Source organism: Pseudomonas sp. NUPR-001, assembly GCF_052147955.1.
In the GTDB taxonomy this organism is placed as follows: domain Bacteria; phylum Pseudomonadota; class Gammaproteobacteria; order Pseudomonadales; family Pseudomonadaceae; genus Aquipseudomonas.
Genome location: NZ_CP197353.1, coordinates 3,798,594 through 3,816,685, shown reverse-complemented (window position 1 = coordinate 3,816,685; position 18,092 = coordinate 3,798,594). Strand labels below are relative to the sequence as shown.

Sequence of the window (18,092 nt, the reverse complement as noted above, 5' to 3'; positions counted from 1 at the left end):
ACCCGCCGAAGCGGGTCTCTGGGAGGTTGTGTGGTTAGTTCTAAGGTGGGGAGAAACCTCAGGCGAAGGCGTATTGGGAGGCCATCACTTGGGAAAGATCCAGGGATCCCTTCAAGGGAATCTCTGAGAGCTTCTTCAGGTTCTCGTCGCTGAGCTGGTCTGACACTTGAGCCGCGAAGATTGCCAGTACGTCTTGCTCACTGTACGTCCTGACGAACTCCTCGCGGATGATCCTGAAGAACTTCCCGGATTCCCCAGCGTGGGTCCCAAAGGAGTCATGGATCATGGCGAAGGAGCGGATCCCTTCCTTGTAGCCAGCGGTGACGGTCTGCATGAGGTGACTCGCGTCCATGGAATGAATGAAGTTAGGACTGATCCCGTTCTTCTGGGCGACCTTATCGATGTCAGGAGTAGCGTGAGTGATCTGTACCCTGACCCTGACCTCGCCGGTCTTCACGCCTTTGTCTGAGTGACCCGTTGCTCCTTCGCGATTCTCAACCTCACCATTGAAGTCCCGGATGAGGCTCGCACCGAAGACCGTCTCAACTCGCTGAGTGGTCCGCTTGCGGTACTCCTGCCAGATGGTGAAGCCAGCCGGTGTGGTCCACCGAACGGGGAGACCTTGGGAGCCCAAGAGTGAGGCCGCACTTTGAAGCCAGTTCATTGCCTCCACGGCCTTAACCACTACTGCACCCACAGCGTCCCAGATGTGTTTTGCCAGGTAGCGAGCCATTTGGGATTTCTCTGACGGGCTTGGCCAATAATGCCCCTTACCAGACTCCATGGATGGCCGGATAATGTCCGTCATGATCTGCTCAGCGAACCCATATTCGCGTGACCCGTATGCCAAAGTCATAACAGAACGCTTGGTTTCACTGCGCGTAATGCCGTAGGCTAGCCACCGTTCAGCACAGGTTTTAGAGCCGAGCTGAAGAACTGTTGTGCTATTCTCCTTGTCTGTACCTTTGTCGTGCACTTTCTCAACGAACTCATCGGAGCTTCCATGGGCCAAGTCAGCTTCAAGCTGTTTGATCACCTTCTCAGCAACCATGCGGTAGATATCGCTGGGTCGCTCGGTAGGGATCAAGTTGACGGCAGACCCTCCGATCTCATCCTTGAGCATTGCACTGAAGTGTTGAAGTCCCGAGCACGAACCATCAAAGGCGACTGGAATATGACTGACGAAATCACCTCCCTTGAGCTTGAAGCCTTCCCATTCGAAACAGAAGGCCAAGAAACCGAAGGGGCAATCTACAGTTGTCCAGAAGAGCTCTTCGAAGGGATTCCGGGCGCAGTCGAGGATGACTTCCTCATGACGTTCGACCCAAGCCAAGCGGTCATCGAAGCTGACCTTATCGACCCCCGCGCAGTTGGCGCCGTGAATTGCCAACCATTTAGCTCCCTCAAGGCCTAACGCCTTCCCCTCGGAAAACCGGAGGATGCCCTTCATGAGGTCATCCCCTTGAGGGTTCAGTAGGGTCGTCGCATAGATACGGCCTCTGAAGTCCAGGTTGTGAGGGAAGTAGATTGCAGCGTCATCCCTGAATTTCTGCCCTTGAGTCAAAATCGACTCAACCCGTCTCCTGCGGGACCCCAGAGAATCCATCTTCTGATAGTGCTCAAAGGCCGCTTTCCGATAAGCCAGGCGCGCCTCTGGGTTCGTGTCGATGTCGTGGGGTTTATCTGGAGGGTCTTCCCCGAGGATGCACGGGTAAGAGGAGATCACGTTGCGTTTCCACGAGAGGACCTCACGGGCCACGTCGAGGACAGGCGTGTTGATTGCCCAGGCGGTCTCCTGGATGGCGTTCACGGCCGCATAGACAGGGGTGAGGTCGAGCTCGTTATAGACGCTCTTCACGACCTGCATAGGGGCGCGGACGAAGAGGATAGGGCGGGTGTGCTCGGTGTAGTAGCCACCACCCATCCAATGGGTCCACGGATTCGGGGGGACCACGGTAGGGAGGTGCACTGTGGCCATCTCGGCCAGCTTGAGGTTGATCCTGTTGGCCCTCTCAGCGAACTCAGGGGACATCGACAGGACCAGTGAGGTGTCTTTGACTGAGGCAGAGCCTGAGGAGACCCTCTGGAGATGCCCAAGGCCGGTTGCCTGAAGCGCGATAGACAACAGGTGCATGCCGACCTTCACAAGGTCAGCCTCATTGCGACCATCTTCTTCGACCTCAAGCCTCCTCTCCCAGGCTTGCAGATAGGCGCGCTTAACGTGGTCCCCGTGGCGCTGTTTAAGACCCTGCTCAATAGCGCCCTGATAAGCCCTGCCATATTCAGCCTTCAGCTTCTCAGCCTTGAACTGAGTATCCAAGTCCAAGCCGATCTTCCGGGCCACGACGGTGTTAGTCATAGGCTTACCCATGAAGGCGGTCATAGTGGCCCTCAAGGTGATGTAAGCAACCACCTTCGAGTCCATCTTCTCGATGTACTTGAGTAGTGTGGACTTGCGACCACCTTTAGGGCCACTGGCCTCTTCCCTCCAGTCGTCAATTGCCTTGGCAACTAAAGGAACGCCCTCGCGGAAGATCCATGAGTAAGCCTGGACGCCATTCACGTCCCCTTCCTGCATCGACTTCTCAAGTTCCTTTGTGAAGTTCAGAGTCCCAAGCTCCGATCCCTCGATTTCTAATTGTAATTGTCGTTCAGCCAACGCTGCCCCGAACTTCTCTATCAGGTGCTCATGCGGTGTCATTTGATCCCTCCAAGGATCAGCAGGCAATAGGGTGCCAACATAGAAACTTGGGAGTCATTCACACGGACACTCTTATAGAGTATCTATATGTAATCCCAGAAGGATCTAAGGTGGGGAGTTACTAATCGTTTCTAAGGTGGGGAGAAACTGTCAGCGCTTGGCTGAGGAGGCGCCCAGGTATCGCAGAATTGCCCCAGCAACCCAGGCGAAGCTACACACCAACAAAAGCCCGCAAGACCCCATTAGGAGGGGCCTGAGGAGATCCGCGAAGACCTCCGTGGGTACAAAGAACCAGACAAGGGAGAGGACAATGCAGCCGCCCCACATCCAGGCATACGCCTTGGCCACGAGCCATTCCATACTGGACGCTAAGGCATCCCCCCAACTGCTCATCTGGTGCCTCCTGCGGCTATCCATCTGAATACCTCTCGATGCGTCCAAGATAGCGAGCTGCTACCTGTATGTCCATACAGCAATATGCATTTATGCATATTTATTTTAGGAGGACCCGTTAAGGGCAGGCTCCGAGGCAAGCGAATCAAGGGTTTTAGCCCACTGTCCCGGTGCGTAGCTCTTCAAATGCTCCTCAAGGAACGCCTTGCCTACCTCGATCCAAGCCGCTCGATCATCAGCCTGACCGTGGACGTTGAGGATGTTGCTGAGGGGCGGCATAGATGGGTGACAGCGGGTCAGTTCACGCCCTGAGCGAAACTCACTGAGGCACACGCACTCACCGAAGGGCTCGCTGTGAAGGATGACCTTGAGGGTCTTGCCAGGAGGAACCTCAGTGAGGATCACCGCCAGTGGCTTCACAGAGACCTCCTGGAGAGGCTCCCCGGTGAGGATCTTGGTAGCACGGTATTTACTGCGCTTCATGGTTTGACTCCCTTCTGAAACCTTTGGGCTGTTTCACCGGGTTCCAACGTATCCAGGTTGCACACTCCCGCTCTGGAGGAGACAAAAGGAAGTCTTCCAGGGGAGCGGCTTGGATAACCCAGAGTGGATGTTGACGGGGCGGTAGGGCCCCCTGGATCTCCCTCTGAGCTTCCTCATGGGAGATCGCATGGACTTGGCGGGAATGGATCCCTTGCAGGAACCTCCTACGGCTCCCGGTGAGGATCTCGAAGGATCCGGTGGGAGAGACCTCAGGAGTCGGAGTTGTCTCCTGTTCGTGACTTAGGCTGGTCATGCTCAAGCTCTTTGATTACTTCAGCTACTGTGGTCTTGCCACGCTCCTTCGCGTCAGTCAGGAGAGCAAGCAAGTCCTTGCGTACTTCGGGAGGCACGTGAGGGACGACTTTAAGGGTCAGCTCCCCTTCTTCGATGCGGCCTACGAGAGCGTCCCCGATGGTCCATTCCATTGATGCCATTACGTTGGCTGGCAACCGGATTGCGGCGCCATGACCCCACTTCGCTATTTTGAAGAGCACAATGAGCCTCGCTTATGCGGTGAATTGGTAGCGGCGGCATTGTGAACCCTGTCAATGAGGCTGTCATTGGGATTGTCGTCTTAGTGTGCGAGTTTTCAGCCGACACACATGCCGCAAAGCCTTGAGAGGCAGCCTTCTTGAGGGCCTCTTTAGGAGCCTTTGCAGGCCTCGAAGTGTTCGACTTTTTGAGCATGAGTCTTCCCGTGAGCTCTCCCTGAAGAGGCTCATTAGTTGTGCGCAGTGTGCGATTAAAGGTTAAGCCTGAGTGGCTCCCGAAGGACTCTCTTTAAGAGCCCTTGAGGTGATACTCAGGGTGCTGCGGTCACCTTCTAGGTTTCATGCCTGACTCCTTACCCAGACAATCAGGGAACATGGGCCATCTATCCGAGCTACTCGCGGGGAGTACCTCCTGGGATAGGCAGCGATCACAAAGGGATCTTCGGCCACTTCAATGCCTCGACCATCCAACCAGCAGCGGATCCTATAGGAGCTCATTGGGACACCTCCTCTAACTGTTCCCTGCGCCATGGGTACTTAGTCATTTTGGAGAGGATCGTGCAGCCTTGTTTGTGGGTCACAGGTGAGGAAGTCATATAGACCTTATTGCGTGTCTTGTTGTTGACAGCAACGACGTGATAAAGCCTCATTTCACCAACTCCCGATTGAACCTCGCAAGGTACTGCTGAGCCGTCTCCACAATGTACCGAGTTTGATTAACCTTCTCTGCAAGCTTGCGTGAGTAAATCTCGGCCACTGCCTTTCCTGTAACTTTGCTGCTTACTATCCAGCTACCACAATGAATCTCTAACTCGGGGATCATCTCTGTTGCCTCTGATTGAAGGGCGCTATATGCGGTGAGTTGTGAGGCCCTCCTTGTGGGCCCCTTACAGGTGCTTCCCTGAGTTAGTAACCGAGCCATCCTAAAACTTCCTCGCTCTCGTATTCTTCCTTGTCCCCGAGATCCGTGAAGAACTCTTCCAGTACCGCCTCGTGTTTCTTCAGTTCACGCATGGCTTCCGCCTTCGATACAACTTCAGACCAGCTTTCCGAGTAGGTCATTTAGAGCTCTCCAGGTGGATCAACAGGGCGCTTTATGCGGTGTGTTGCGTTTCGATGGGGCAAATGTAGATTCAATGAATATCCATCGTCAAGCACTTTTTGAAGATTCATTGAATATTCGTGTGTATTCATCGGCTATCCCTAGGGAAACCTGAGGAGAGGGCGGTCTAAGGTGGGGAGAAAGGGACAGGCGGTAGGTCAGGAGGGGACCAGGAAGGCATCCAGGAGAGCGCACGAGGAGGGCTAGAGGAGATCTGCTAGGGAACCAGGAGAGGATCCCGCAAGGGAATAGCGAAACAGATAGGGAAGCACATAGCGCGCCTATCAATCGTATTAAATCAATAGTGTAAGACTATTGGAGTGAGTATGGATAGCCTAAGCCTACCAGGCGGATTCTCCTGATAGATTCCCATAGGGTAATCCACTGGTCATCCATCCAGTATTTAACATAATGGGGCTTATGCGAAGGGAATCCAGGAGGGGCAGAGGGTGCCCAGAAGGAACCGGGAGTGCGCACACGCGAGGGCACCCACGGGGGTAAACGCGCAGGCGTTCACCTCAATGAAGGGTCTCACAAATTTTTCCAATATTCAAAGGCTCCTAGGGCTCTTCAGGGCTTCCCATGAGTACACGCTATGAGTACACTGCGAGACATCCATAGGGCCTTACAGCCCCGTATTTACTGGGTTTCAGTAGCCTTGGTGAGATCCTAGAGTTCGAATCTCTACGCTTCCGCCACTTTCAAAGCCCTGATTATTCAGGGCTTTTTGCGTTTCTGGGCGTCAATTTTTTAGCTAGCCCCCATTCCTTCATTTCCGCATTTTTGACTTCTATTTCCGCAAGGTACGGTTCGAGTAGGGCTGCATGCTGCCTTTTTGACTGTATGTCTATACAGTTCTAGTCTCGTCCGTAATGCCTCTTGGCCATTACGCTTCTGAGGTGTATATAGGTCGGAGACGACATGGACGTCAGCGGCACAGAGTTGGTTTCTGGTTTCCATGTCAATACTTCGAGCTTGTGCGACAGGGTTGTGTTTTAAGCGCAGCCCAAGTCGGACAGCATTGCGCATGGGGCTATCTGATTGAATACGTTTTCCGCAGCAACCAATGCTAATATCCCGGAGCTCGTTGAGAGCGAAAACTCTGTTAGTGTTCCAGCTATTGAAATAGTTGCTGCCATAACAGCGTCTTTGGAGCGAGACCCAGAGCTTCAAGGGAAGCCGTTTAAGTATTTGATGGGGGCTGTTTGGAACTTAAAAAACAAGGCTGCCATTGATTTTATAGAGCAGATTGAGAAAAAATTCAGGAAGAAGAATAAGTTCCATAGCTATTTTTCCGGGTTGCCCTCCAATCAAACGCCACAAAACTTGCAGAAATATATAGATTCTGATCTGCCGTTTCATGATTTGGCACAGGCAGAAATGAGGCTTCTCGTAAGCTTTGCGAATGAGGCTGAGCGGGCGTCACTATCTGGTGGGAATCTTGTTTTCATTCATTACAAAACTCCTGGTGATGAGGAGGATCATGGCCGGTTGATGGTTGTAATGGTCGACAAGAAAGGCGCGTTTGAGTTTGACGAGGAGAGTTTGGAGCCTAAAAGGCTGCAGCCCATTGATACCGATGCGTTGAGGCAGGCGGCAATGTTTGATTTGACATTGTTCTCGGCCATTTACCCGGAAAAAACAGGGGCTGCTTATCTTCATTTTATCGAAGGTAGGTCTAAGTCAGAGTTCTTTAAATCTGCGCTGGGCTGCGATAGTGCGGTTTCTAACAAGCAGAGTGTTGCTAATCTTTTTGAGGCCATTAAGCAGTTCTCGTCTTATAATTCCTTGAAAATTGGCATTCAAGAGAAAATCACAGAAAAAGTTTATGAGCATATTGAAAAGAATATAGGCAAGCAGGTTGCGCTTGGCGATATTCAGCATATTATTGATAAGCAGTTGCCAGATGGTCACGAGGCTGTTGGGCAGTTCTCTGAGTATGCTAATGAGAACGGCTATCAGGTAAATTCTGTATTTGAAGCTACTAGGCACTCCTTGAATAAGGGCGTGTCGATTCAAATTAAGGATTATCAAAATAATTATTCGGTTTCTGTTAAGTCAAAGTCTATAGGTTATTCGGGTGGAGACAAGCCGGTAACAGTTGATGAGAACTTGACATACATTATGATTCCGTTATCCCCTGAAGATCGTGATAATATTCGTGCAGCGATTGGGGAAAAAGAGAGCTAAGATGCAACAAGTAGCTGATCTGCTTAGGCAGGCCAAATTTGAAATCGAAGAAGGGTATCTCGAAGTATACTCAGATCGAGACAAATTGGACGCTCTCTACGAAGCGGTGCGTAGCCTTGGATATGAGGATGACTGCCGAGTAGAGGGGGCGATCGGCAATTGCTATCTATCGCTAAATTTGAGCGTTGACTCGTGGCCAGCGCAGACTCCTTTTTTTCCGACTACGCGCGATTTCTGGCAACATGTGCTTCGGAAAGATATGCCTGATAAGTTTTATATTCTAGATAGTCAGGCGTTCAGTGGTCAAGATCCGACTAACTCAGATATTGGCTCTATAGCGTATTACCTTGAGTGGAGGTCCCTGCTTTTTTCTCTGAAAGATCGAGGGGGTGGCGACGGTTCCGACTCGACATTCCTGTACTTCATCAGCACCGAGAAAGGTGCAAAAATGTATGAAGTGAACCCAAGGGGGATTGAGTTAGAGCAAGTTAAGGAAGGATTCAAGGGGCTGGGTGAGGATAAAGATGTAGCCCATTTGGCCGATATGATTGCTATCTCTGACGGACATCAAAAGGAGCGGCGTGATGTTCTGAGGGCTTCGCTTGCAGAACTATTGGAGGAGGATCACGCCGAGTCTTCAATTGCATGGCTACTCAAACAGGGTGGAAGGCTTAGGAAAAAGTATCAAGAAAATTATGATGTGTACCTGCATAAGTTTTCTGTAAATAAACTTCTTTCTGAGATTGAGGAAAAATCGACGGACTATATTTCTAAAATTAATGACTCGATTTCTTCTAGCCAGTCCAAGGCTTTCGCTATACCAGGGGCGTTAATTGCAGTAGGGGCTTTGATAAGGAATCCTGAGCTGCTTCCCTTGCTGTTTGTTTGTGCTGGCTTGTTAAGTGTGTCTATTTTGACGTTCGTTGCTAATAATATCCATTGTGAAGCCTATGGCGCGCTAAGAGAGCAAGTGCAGCGCTCGCTTAAGCGATACGAAGTTATAAAGAACGAGGATGCGGTTAGGGTTAGTGCGGAGGAAACGAAAAAGAAGCTGCTTGGATTGATTGATAGGGCGATTAAAAGGCTGAGTTTCATAAATCATCTATCAGTTGTAGTTTTTTTTGTCGGTGTGGTCTATACGTTGTATGTAAGTCCTGATGCCTTGAATATTTCGAGAAAGTTACTGGGCGATGTTGTGGGTCTTTTTGGGGTTATTTACAATTTTGGTTTTTCAGCGGGTTGGCTTCACTATTTCTCCTACGCGGCGATATACAGTAAGAGTAATTCTCTTGTCAGTATGGCCAAGTAACCGGCTGGCATGCGTCAGATCACCAATTTCGCTTGCCGCCTTCGGGCGAATATCCCGGAACTGAAACTGACGAATCTGCTCCGACAAAAGCTCGTCCTGGGCTTCGAGTGCATTCCCAATAGCAGATTTCCTGGCATCATCGAAGCGAAGTCTAAGCATAGAAGCGGTTACGTTACGGCCGTCTTCAGTGGTGATCAGATAAGGATTTCGAACACCACGCTCTTTACGTTGCTTCGTAAGCGCTCCATGAACCCCACATTAAAAGCCGCTGTTTGATCCCGGATGCTGTGCTCCCGATTTCTTTCTGGAGCCCGCCAACCATGATGCGTCCCGATGCAAAAGTCGAAAAAGTGTATCTGTACCCCAAGCCCATCGACTTCCGAAAATCCATCGACGGTCTGGCGGCCTTGGTCGAGTTGGACATTAAGGTCGCGGTGTTCGACCCCGTGCTTTTCGTCTTCCTGGATGAGCGTGCTCGAAGAGCAAGTTGCACTGCTAAGGTAGCGCCTGTTCGGCCGAAAATCAGAGCAGGCCGTCGATCCGGCAACGCCTCAAATGGCGTTGTTCAATGAAGCGGAGCACGAGGTCGAGTTGGCGTGCCAGACCACCGAAAAAGAGGTCGTCGCACCCTCAAAGCGGTGTGGCAAGCGTAATCCATTGCCTGCCGATCTACCGCGCATCGAAGTCATCCACGAACTGCCCGAGCATGAGCTGACTTGTACCTGCGGTTGCCGCAAACACGCCATTGGCGAGGAAATCAGCGAGCAACTTGAAATCGTCCCGATGCAGATGCGGGTGATCAAGCACATTCGTAAAGTCTACGGTTGCCGCGACTGCGAGACTGCACCGGTGACTGCGGACAAGCCGGCTCAGGTGATTGAAAAAAGCATGGCCAGCCCGAGCGTTCTGGCGATGCTGCTGACACACTAAATATGTGGACGGTTTGCCGCTTCACCGCTTTGAAAAAGTACTGGGTCGCCACGGCATCGATATCCCTCGCCAAACCTTGGCACGCTGGGTTATCCAGTGCGGAGAACACTTTCAGCCGCTGCTGAATTTAATGCGCGACAGCCTATTGGCCAGCCGGGTCATCCATTGCGATGAAACGCGGGTGCAGGTGTTGAAAGAGCCTGACCGCGAGCCAAGCAGCCAGTCATGGATGTGGGTGCAAACCGGCGGCCCGCCGGATAAGCCGGTGATCCTTTTTGACTATTCCACCAGCCGAGCGCAGGAGGTGCCTACGCGCCTGCTCGATGGCTATCGTGGTTACGTCATGACCGATGATTATGCCGGTTACAACGCGTTGGGCGCCCAAGCCGGAGTTGAGCGTTTAGGATGCTGGGCCCATGCGCGTCGCCGGTATCACCTAGCTAAGCGCACCACCCATCATGAAGCTGGTGGGGTTTATGGAGCGCTTACGGTGCTTTGCGTTTGGTGGTGACAAACGTGCAGCCGCTCAGCCGTGCCAGGCGACGAGTTTCGAAGATTACGTAGGTGGATGCAGCGGCGGGATGGACGTGCAAAGTCGCTGAGGTGTGCATAGAGATGCCTCACTCTGTGGTGGAAGAGTGAGGCGGATATCAGCCAGCGGTTGCTAAAAGTCAACTGACGTTTCGCTGAAAATTCTGGGGCGAAAGCGAGTGGTAGGTTAGAGGTTCATCTTGCTTAGGGAGTCCGCAAGCTTAAGCAACACCTCCGTTTTCTGCATCGATGATTTTGAATCTATCCATTTACTCATCATGCCCATAATTTCGCTGTCATCTAGGAAGCTTTCATCGACGTCAAAATTCTTATGAAAAAATCTATTCAGTTTGCATGCTTTGATTGTAAAGGCACCTTTTTCGGAGCGGTCAGTATACCTGACTCCGAACTTAATAATGTGTTGGTCCCACTCGTCGAAATGTGGGTGTACAATCAAAAACGCATTTGAGGATCTTGGATATCGCCTACGCGTATTTTGAGTGCGAGATGGCGCCAGGGTGTTTGGTATAGAACCGAGTGTCTCTTGGTCGCGCTTTATTGTGTTGCAATCTGCGCAAATCACGCATAGATTTTTCTCTTCGAAAATGAAGTCTATGTGCAGTGATTTCGGGACGATGTGCTCAACGTGTGCGTTGCCGGCGGTATTGAAGGAAATAGGATTTTTACAGTAGGCACAGATCCCGCGCTGCTCATTTCTATAGTGTTCTCTTATATAGGATCGTACAGGCATTAAATCATCGCACCCCCATTCTGTATGAGAAAAGGCTGGGTCGGAAATTTTGCTATCCATAATTGCTCTGAGGTTGTGGTCGCAAGATACTATGTTGTTAATTAGCGGCATAGTACTCACCCATATCAAGAGCTGATACGATTAGCTGGTGTAGAGGGTCGCTCTCTGAAAGAAGTTTGCTAAAATTTGATAGTTTGTTAATGTCCAATATATTTTCGTTGCTTAGGCGCTCGTTGGCTCTAAGACTAGACATTAATTTGAATGCTATTCGAACAATATATTCATTCATGCTGCCGGGAGCGTCAAAAATTTCAGCAAGTTGATAATCGGCAGATCGCTCTCTGAATTCCGAGGAGTTGTATATTTCTTTTCTTGTAAGTGAGGTGATAAAGCAGTTCTTGCTGCTTAGTTTTGATAGAATCTGGGGTGAGTGCGTGGCAATGTAAAAGTTACACCCTTCATAAGACTCAAATACATCAATAAGCAAACTCATAAACTTCTCTTGCCACTGCGGGTGCAAGCTGATTTCTGGCTCGTCTATGAAGATTTTAGAGTAGTCGCTAATGTGTCCGGCGATGCCCAGCATAATAACTAGCATGCATTGCTCGCCAGAGCTCGCTCTTCGCAATGACAAGTTGGGGTTGGATGGTTTCGATAACCTTAAATCCATCAGCTTTATTAAGCCATAATTAAGCAGCAGGAGAACTGCTGAAAGCAGCTGTCTATCGTTGTGGTGGTGCCTATTAAAGGTGTATTCCCATGTGTAATCGTAGTTGACCGAGAGTGTAAAATGAGGTCGGTCGAAGAAAAAATCTGTATATATGCTCAGTGCGAATCTAATTTCTTCCATAGCGTATTCAGGAAGATTGAGTATTTGATTGCTGAGCCGTGGGTCGATTGCTATTCCGAGGCTTTCCTGAAGGCCATAAAAAACGGGCCCCGTATCATGGACGACTTTTTCGTAGTCGTATTCGTAACTTTCTTCGTGGTATGGGTTTTTAAACATTGGTTTAAAAACGAAGTCAAGGTTTGGCTCGAATCCGAGGACCTTGAACACAGGCTTTAGCCTGTCCAAGCTATTTCTGGTTTTTAGTTTTTCAAGAAGACCGCTTGCTGCGGAGGAGATAAGGGAGATGGAGCCTGAGCTTGTTAGTCCGGGACCTCGCATGCCTACATATCTGTAATTCGATTTCGCAGTGCTGTATTTACTATTTGGTTTTGGAAGCCTGAATTCAACACATAAGTGCAACGCTCGCCCCTGCATAAACTTCGTACGGCGTCTTCCAGCCCAGGCGTTTTCGCGGGCGTAAATTGATCTTCGTTACCACGCGACTGACCGCCTCGACGGTCAGCTTGCTGAAGTCGCCGCCCTTGGGAAAATACTGCCGGAGCAGGCCGTTGGTATTTTCATTAGTGCCTCGCTGCCAGGATGAATAGGGTTCTGCAAAAAAGACTTGGCACTGGCTCCGATGCGCAATGCGTTCATGCCCGGCAAACTCCTTCCCGTTATCCAGCGTCAGCGTGTGAACAGCATGCCCCTTGAGCAACAGATTGATCGCCCGCGTTACCTGCCGGCGCGTCCTGCGCTTGACCGGATAGGCGCTCAGGTAGCCGCTTTTACGATCAACCAGCGTGACCAGATTGCCGCCTACGCCATGCACCGTGTCACCCTCCCAATCACCTAGACGCTCGCGGGCTTCGACCTCAGCAGGGCGCTCGGTTATCGATACGCGATTACGCAACTGTCCGCGCCGGTCGTGGCTTCCGTAGCGTTTTCGGTACAGCTTCCTGCGGTGCCGCAAATACTTGTATAACTCGCCACCTGCGTGTTTGTCGGTGGCGATAAACCGATAAATCCACTCGTGACTGACCGCGCGCTCCGGCTGCTCTTGCTTCAGGCGCTGAGCAATCTGCTCCGGGCTCATACCGTGTTTTAGCCAGAGCGGCAGATAATGGCTGAACCACGTTAATGGCTTGCAGTGCTTGCGCGCCTGCGCTCGACGGGCATCACTTTCATGGGTCGCAGCAACCGCTTTGTAGGTCTTCTGGGAGCTGTTGCGGCGAACCTCACGACTGATCGTCGAGGGATGTACGCCAACCTGTTTCGCGATGCTTGCCTGGCTTTTTCCGGCGCTCAGACCGGCCTCAATCTGGTAACGTTGGCCCTGAGTCAGCTGCCGGTAATGCGTAGTCATCTGCGCTTGAATCCTTCGGTGTGAGAGCCTGGATTCTACCGGTGGCTGACTCTCTGCCTATCGTTTCAAACGTTGCACTTATTCTATGAATTCAGGAAGTTTGAAAGTGTCGAATGGGCTGGTTGAGACTGTAATTACTTTTGGGATGTTTGTGAAGTAGTCGGCCTCATAGCTACTATCCATTGCAATGTATGCAGGTCGCTCAATATACTCAATGAACGAGTTGGAAAGACTGCTAAGCAAACGACTTTTCCCTACTCCGTTATTGCCGACAAGTATGGAGAAGCTGTTTTTTGCTTCGTTGTATTCATGGGGGATTATTAATGGTATCCCGTTATGATAAAAAATATCTTCCATCAGTTCCATGCATCCTGCTTAGTGGTTCATTCTGCGATAAAAGATCCAACAACTTTTCCGCAAATGTGAGTTTCTTCTGTTATTGCGATGATAGGGTATTGAGGGTTTATTGGTTTTAGGTAGCTGTGGCCTGCATCTTCAACCAATACTTTAAAAGTTGCTTCATTTGTGCTTGAGATTCGTGCGATTACCCGGTCACCAGTTTTAACTTCTATGTCGGGGTCGACAAAAATAATGCAGCCCGCCGGATAGGTACGACCTAACCCAGGATTAGTCATCGAGTCGCCACGTACTTTCAATGCGTATCCGTTACTGCTTATCGTGACTGGGCATGATATCCAAGTGTCGGCGAGGTGAGGTTCGCAGTTAGCTGCAGACTTACACCATGCGCCCGCTTGCACCCATGAAATCAAAGGTACTTTATTGAATTGCTCGTGGATCTTACTTATGTTTTCCATATGAGTTGGGGCGCAGGAACTTTCCTCATTCGTAAGGGTTCTATGTGATTTTGGGCCAACTCCATACTCTAACCACTCCCTCCGCACATTCAGCCAACTGCTGAGAGCTGTCATGCTATCTGCTTCAGCAATAGCTTCTCCGTTGAGCCATTTGCTGATTGCTTGGGTAGTTTTTTTTACGCCGGCGCTCCTCAGCTGTTTATGAATGTCCACACCTCGCCCGCGGCTTCGGACACCGGCATCGTTAAGGGCTTCGTGCAGACGTGCACTGAATGCAGCTCTGAGTTCGTTTTTATCAACCATGAGTTGAGAGTCGCATATGGCTTGCACAAAAGTCAGTTGATGTTTAGGATCAACTACTGGTTGATTTTGGAGGCGCGATGCTTGATTTTCATACCACCCTCAATCCTGTTGCGCACGCTTTCGAGGCTGTAGGCGGGATTGGAGCCGCAGCCAAGGCTTGTGGCCGCAGCTGCCAAGCGCTCAGTAAATGGCGTAAGGCAGGCGCGCTACCACGCACGGAATATACGGGCCAAACCACTTACGCAAAGCAATTGGCAAAGATCGCATCCGATAGAGGAAATCCACTTGACGTAAACTGGTTGCTGGAAGCTGCCGCACCGGCAAAATCAGTTCCTTAGAAAGAAAAAAGGCGACCCAAGGGCCGCCCTGTTTCCCCCAGTAGCACCACCACAGTGCTGCCGGGCCGCGTGATAGATAAGTGAACACACCACATGCAACCACCTACCTTGACCGCGTCATCCAGGCATGGATGCCTGGATGTTACCGCCTTTCTCCACCACAGATTGGGCGGCTGTTGCGCCAGAGGTTATTGACGGATCGACACCTTGGCACGGTGCCGGTTAGGTCTAATGGACCACCCCGGCGTTTGGGCCCTTTCAAGCCCCGCGGCAAATGTACCACCACTACATGCCTCTGGCACTGGCAACCTATAAGGATTAATGCCATGAGCCGAACTGCTCTGAGTTGTGTCGAGCGCGCCAAGAGGGAAGTCTTGCCGCTTGATCTCGCGCTGTATCACGCTGTACGTGAATACCCAGGCGGTGCTGCCGCCATTGCCGCCACCTCTGGCCGTAATGCCACCACCTTGCAGCATAAGCTGTCACCTACTCATCCAAGTCATGTGGTCAACATTCAGGAGTTCGGCGAGATCCTGGAGCTGACCAAGGACAGTCGAATTCTTGATGCCGTGCATGCCCTGGTCGGCGACACCATCTGGCAGGAGTTGTCCGGTGCCTATACAGAAGACATGCCTGAAACCTTGACCATGGGGACCCTGGCAAATATCGCCGGGTACGGGGCTGGAAACCCGCGGGACTTTGTTAGCGGCAGGTTCACCAGCTTAGTGAACTGCGGTGAACGGGTGAACTCATTGGGTGAACTGGACATTTGATCATGACCGTTTTGAGCAAATCTGAATTAGCCGCGCGGCGGGGCTGGGCCAAATCCTACGTTTCCAAACTGGCCAAGCAAGACCGGTTGGTGCTGACCGAGGATGGCAAGGTTGATCTGGAAGCGACGGAGGCTTTGCTCGCTGAATCATCGGACCCCAGTAAATCGGCAGTCGCTGCCCGGCATGAGGAAGCGCGAGTCGATCGAGACGTGCGTAGCCAGCTGGTACCGGCGGCTGAAATACCTGCGGTGCCGTGGCCTTGTCCGACTTCTGGATAAGCCTCCACTCAAAGAGCAAGGTTTCAGTGCTGTCTCAAAGAAGTTCCGATGGCTTGTCGACGTCGTCGGCGTAGCGGTTCTCCGTCTGCTCGAAGTTCGCGACCCATTTGCGTTTGATGAATCGGCACTGTCGATTTTAAGCAAGCTCGCCCAGGGGCATCTCTACGATGAGCGAGATACTCGAAAGCTCGGAGAGAAGCTGCGAAAGTCCGTGCCGACTTGGCCAGAGCTCGATTACAAACTCTTCTGGTATGACGTGGCGGAAGCCCGCAAAGGGCGAGTGCACCGCGAACCCGTTACTCAGGTCTGGCAGCTGTTGGGTTTCCGGTCATTTTGGTCGTTGAACAAAGAAAACTTCAGCCTTGCCTGCGACGAAGTCGTGAGCCACTTGGAAATGCAAGACTGCCTCATGGCGCTTAGTATGGCGTTCAACATCTACGCGGAGCACAGCAAACCCGCCTCATGGGAAATTCAGCTAAGGCAGGCAGTCGATGGCAACCCCGAGCTTAGTGCGCATCTCGAAACACTGCTGAACCCACCGAAGCGAGAGCCCGATAAGTGGCAAATAAAAATGGCTGAGTGGGAGGAAGAAGCTAATCAACGAAAAGCTGAAGAAGCAGAGCGCCGTCGTATTTGGCGGGAAAGTCTCGCTGCTGATCTGACTCTCATTAACAGTCCTGAGCCCGGCGTGATGACCCACAACCAGGGGCGCCTGCCAATTCAACTCCATATCAGGTGATTTTTGGGCTTACAGGTCTCGCCATTGAGGCCAAAGAAGAACCCACTTTGTTTGCGCAAATGTCCGCAGAGAACGCTCGAAACGCTGCGCGTTTTGGACTGCTTGAGCTGAATGGCTTCCCAGAGTGGCTACCTAGGCTGTTCGCTCTTCATCCGCAATTAGTCCAAGACGTTGTGGCCCATGAAATCCTATATGAGCTAGACGCTCCCCATTTTGAATCTGGCGGGAGTCGCGTGCTGCAAAGCTTGCGCTGGGGTGGAGACTGGATGTATGAGGAGCTGGCTGCTCCGCTGCTGGCCCGGTTGGAGCAACCCGTTAGCCATCTTGAATCTCTTCAGCTCGCGCTCACCATTGTTCAAGAATCGTCGGTTGATGATGACCTACTGGGCGCGCTCGCTAGCAGGCGTGCCATGGAAGAGGGCAATGAGGATATCGCACCGACTTGGTATGCAGTGTGGGTTGGTACACAGCCCCGTGTTGCTATATCGGCATTGGCAGCTCGTATCGACTCGCTGTCATCTGATGAAGAGAAGGCAAAATTCGCAATGCTCTCCCTCATCGCTCTCGTAGGTAGCCGCACGGCCAGTCGTTGTAGGCAGAACTACAAAAAAGTTGAGCATGCCAAGGCTCTGTATCTCTTGATACACAACTACGTTCGGATCGCAGATGACATTGACCGTTCAGGCAAGGGGGTATACTCGCCAGGTCTTCGGGATGATGCCCAGCATGCCCGTGATGGACTTCTGGCCTTCATTAGGGAGACACCTGGTAAGGAAGCATTCCTAGCTCTGCAGGAGATCGCCAAGGCCCACCCAGCAGAGAGCCTCCGCCCTTGGAGTGCGTTTTATGCTCAGCAGAAAGCTACTGCTGACTCGCAAACTCCTCCTTGGGAGCCGGAAAAGGTCATCGAGTTCCATAACAACCTAGAAAGCACGCCCTCCACACATCGTGAGCTTTGGAACCTGGCAGTCGATCGCCTTCTGGACTTGAAGCATGATCTAGAGGATGGAGACTCGAGCTACGCTGAGATACTGTTGAGGACGAACCAGGAGACTTCGATCCGCAAATTCATCGGCAGTTGGCTGAGAGATCATGCTGCAGGACGCTACGTCGTTCCGCAGGAAGAGCAGTTGGCCGATGACAAGCGCCCGGATTACAGAATCCAAAACAGCGACTTTTATGAGCCCGTCCCTGTTGAGCTGAAGCTGTCGCAAAACTGGAGTGGCCCCGACCACTTCGAACGGCTCGAGAACCAGCTATGCGGTGATTACTTGCGAGGGATGAACTCGAGTTGCGGCATCTTTTTACTGGTGAACCATGGAGGGCAAGCCACTTGGGCGTCGCCGAACAATGGCCAAGTAAAATTCGAGGATTTGGTCACTGCTTTGCAGAATCACTGGCTGGCTATCGCTCCGAAGTTTCCGAACGTTGAAGACATAAAAGTCATTGGAATTGATCTCACCAAGCGGGGCGGAAGAGCTTCGGTCGTAGCTATCGAAGCGAATCAAGCGATGGCAACGCAACCTGGCGAGGGATGATCCGATGGCTGGATTGATGGACTGCTTCTTCGCCCCAGATGGCTATGAACCGGCTGTATGGACCGCAGCGGACTAGAGGAGTCTAAGCCCAGCCTCGCGCTGGGCTTTTTGCGGTTTGTGGGAAAGTGCTCGGAGTTCGACTCGTGTAGGAATCTACTATGCAGGGTGGTTG

The 18,092-nt window shown here is 51.6% G+C and carries 12 protein-coding genes and 5 pseudogenes; 8 read left to right on the top strand and 9 right to left on the bottom strand.

What is annotated here, in order from left to right; translation table 11 throughout:
- Window positions 1-58: 58 nt before the first annotated feature.
- The 3 genes from ACP6KB_RS17235 to ACP6KB_RS17225 all read right to left on the bottom strand — a co-directional run bounded on the left by ACP6KB_RS17235 (window position 59) and on the right by ACP6KB_RS17225 (window position 5,190).
- On the bottom strand, window positions 59-2,701 hold the full coding sequence (locus ACP6KB_RS17235) for a DNA-directed RNA polymerase (RefSeq protein WP_442108441.1): 2,643 nt from the start codon (window positions 2,699-2,701) through the stop codon (window positions 59-61).
- 498 nt (window positions 2,702-3,199) lie between these two features.
- Window positions 3,200-3,577, bottom strand: a complete 378-nt coding sequence (locus tag ACP6KB_RS17230; RefSeq protein ID WP_442108439.1) for a hypothetical protein — start codon at window positions 3,575-3,577, stop codon at window positions 3,200-3,202.
- A 1,457-nt stretch (window positions 3,578-5,034) separates the two neighbouring features.
- Window positions 5,035-5,190: a hypothetical protein gene (locus tag ACP6KB_RS17225; RefSeq protein ID WP_442108437.1), complete on the bottom strand. Its 156-nt coding sequence runs from the start codon at window positions 5,188-5,190 to the stop codon at window positions 5,035-5,037.
- 1,081 nt (window positions 5,191-6,271) lie between these two features.
- Between ACP6KB_RS17225 and ACP6KB_RS17220 the strand changes: the two genes are divergently transcribed.
- Together ACP6KB_RS17220 and ACP6KB_RS17215 are read left to right on the top strand one after the other, a co-directional pair.
- A complete protein-coding gene (locus tag ACP6KB_RS17220; RefSeq protein WP_442108435.1) occupies window positions 6,272-7,420 on the top strand; it encodes a nucleoid-associated protein in 1,149 nt (382 codons plus the stop codon).
- Between the two features lies 1 nt (window position 7,421).
- Window positions 7,422-8,729, top strand: a complete 1,308-nt coding sequence (locus ACP6KB_RS17215) for a hypothetical protein (protein WP_442108433.1) — start codon at window positions 7,422-7,424, stop codon at window positions 8,727-8,729.
- Here the strand turns inward: ACP6KB_RS17215 and ACP6KB_RS17210 are convergent.
- Window positions 8,652-8,969: pseudogene (locus ACP6KB_RS17210) on the bottom strand (integrase); the annotation flags it as partial. The gene ACP6KB_RS17215 and the pseudogene ACP6KB_RS17210 overlap by 78 nt on opposite strands.
- Window positions 8,970-9,049: 80 nt before the next feature.
- Here ACP6KB_RS17210 and ACP6KB_RS17205 point away from each other — a divergent pair.
- A pseudogene (locus tag ACP6KB_RS17205) lies at window positions 9,050-9,151 on the top strand (IS66 family insertion sequence element accessory protein TnpB); the annotation flags it as partial.
- A gap of 43 nt (window positions 9,152-9,194) precedes the next feature.
- Window positions 9,195-10,107, top strand: a pseudogene (gene tnpC, locus ACP6KB_RS17200) (IS66 family transposase); the annotation flags it as partial.
- 270 nt (window positions 10,108-10,377) lie between these two features.
- On the opposite strand, the gene ACP6KB_RS17195 reads toward tnpC, so the two are convergent.
- From ACP6KB_RS17195 to ACP6KB_RS17175, 5 genes are all read right to left on the bottom strand, one after another.
- Complete coding sequence (locus ACP6KB_RS17195; protein ID WP_442114327.1) at window positions 10,378-10,941, bottom strand: HNH endonuclease; 564 nt, start codon at window positions 10,939-10,941, stop codon at window positions 10,378-10,380.
- A 97-nt stretch (window positions 10,942-11,038) separates the two neighbouring features.
- Window positions 11,039-12,109: an AAA family ATPase gene (locus ACP6KB_RS17190; RefSeq protein WP_442108431.1), complete on the bottom strand. Its 1,071-nt coding sequence runs from the start codon at window positions 12,107-12,109 to the stop codon at window positions 11,039-11,041.
- A 64-nt stretch (window positions 12,110-12,173) separates the two neighbouring features.
- Window positions 12,174-13,136, bottom strand: a complete 963-nt coding sequence (locus tag ACP6KB_RS17185; protein ID WP_442107591.1) for an IS30-like element ISPsme1 family transposase — start codon at window positions 13,134-13,136, stop codon at window positions 12,174-12,176.
- A gap of 78 nt (window positions 13,137-13,214) precedes the next feature.
- Entirely contained in the window at window positions 13,215-13,502 is a 288-nt protein-coding gene (locus tag ACP6KB_RS17180) for a hypothetical protein (RefSeq protein ID WP_442108429.1), read from the bottom strand.
- A gap of 17 nt (window positions 13,503-13,519) precedes the next feature.
- Window positions 13,520-14,254 carry a LexA family protein gene (locus tag ACP6KB_RS17175; protein WP_442108427.1) on the bottom strand — a complete coding sequence of 245 codons (735 nt, stop codon included), beginning with the start codon at window positions 14,252-14,254 and terminating at the stop codon, window positions 13,520-13,522.
- A 664-nt stretch (window positions 14,255-14,918) separates the two neighbouring features.
- Here ACP6KB_RS17175 and ACP6KB_RS17170 point away from each other — a divergent pair.
- The 4 genes and pseudogenes from ACP6KB_RS17170 to ACP6KB_RS17155 form a co-directional block, all read left to right on the top strand.
- Window positions 14,919-15,245, top strand: a pseudogene (locus tag ACP6KB_RS17170) (phage regulatory CII family protein); the annotation flags it as partial.
- A 122-nt stretch (window positions 15,246-15,367) separates the two neighbouring features.
- Window positions 15,368-15,625 (top strand): annotated as a pseudogene (locus ACP6KB_RS17165) (terminase small subunit); the annotation flags it as partial.
- 229 nt (window positions 15,626-15,854) lie between these two features.
- Entirely contained in the window at window positions 15,855-16,382 is a 528-nt protein-coding gene (locus ACP6KB_RS17160) for a hypothetical protein (RefSeq protein WP_442108425.1), read from the top strand.
- 266 nt (window positions 16,383-16,648) lie between these two features.
- Window positions 16,649-17,920, top strand: a complete 1,272-nt coding sequence (locus ACP6KB_RS17155; RefSeq protein ID WP_442108423.1) for a hypothetical protein — start codon at window positions 16,649-16,651, stop codon at window positions 17,918-17,920.
- Window positions 17,921-18,092 lie beyond the last annotated feature (172 nt).

Excerpts from the sequence above, each read along its gene's own strand:
- ACP6KB_RS17230 (WP_442108439.1), bottom strand. The coding sequence starts at position 3,577 with ATGAAGCGCAGTAAATACCGTGCTACCAAGATCCTCACCGGGGAGCCT.
- ACP6KB_RS17235 (WP_442108441.1), bottom strand. The coding sequence starts at position 2,701 with ATGACACCGCATGAGCACCTGATAGAGAAGTTCGGGGCAGCGTTGGCT.
- ACP6KB_RS17175 (WP_442108427.1), bottom strand. The coding sequence starts at position 14,254 with ATGGTTGATAAAAACGAACTCAGAGCTGCATTCAGTGCACGTCTGCAC.
- ACP6KB_RS17225 (WP_442108437.1), bottom strand. The coding sequence starts at position 5,190 with ATGACCTACTCGGAAAGCTGGTCTGAAGTTGTATCGAAGGCGGAAGCC.
- ACP6KB_RS17215 (WP_442108433.1), top strand. The coding sequence starts at position 7,422 with ATGCAACAAGTAGCTGATCTGCTTAGGCAGGCCAAATTTGAAATCGAA.
- ACP6KB_RS17155 (WP_442108423.1), top strand. The coding sequence starts at position 16,649 with ATGTATGAGGAGCTGGCTGCTCCGCTGCTGGCCCGGTTGGAGCAACCC.
- ACP6KB_RS17195 (WP_442114327.1), bottom strand. The coding sequence starts at position 10,941 with ATGCCTGTACGATCCTATATAAGAGAACACTATAGAAATGAGCAGCGC.
- ACP6KB_RS17180 (WP_442108429.1), bottom strand. The coding sequence starts at position 13,502 with ATGGAACTGATGGAAGATATTTTTTATCATAACGGGATACCATTAATA.
- ACP6KB_RS17185 (WP_442107591.1), bottom strand. The coding sequence starts at position 13,136 with ATGACTACGCATTACCGGCAGCTGACTCAGGGCCAACGTTACCAGATT.
- ACP6KB_RS17190 (WP_442108431.1), bottom strand. The coding sequence starts at position 12,109 with ATGCGAGGTCCCGGACTAACAAGCTCAGGCTCCATCTCCCTTATCTCC.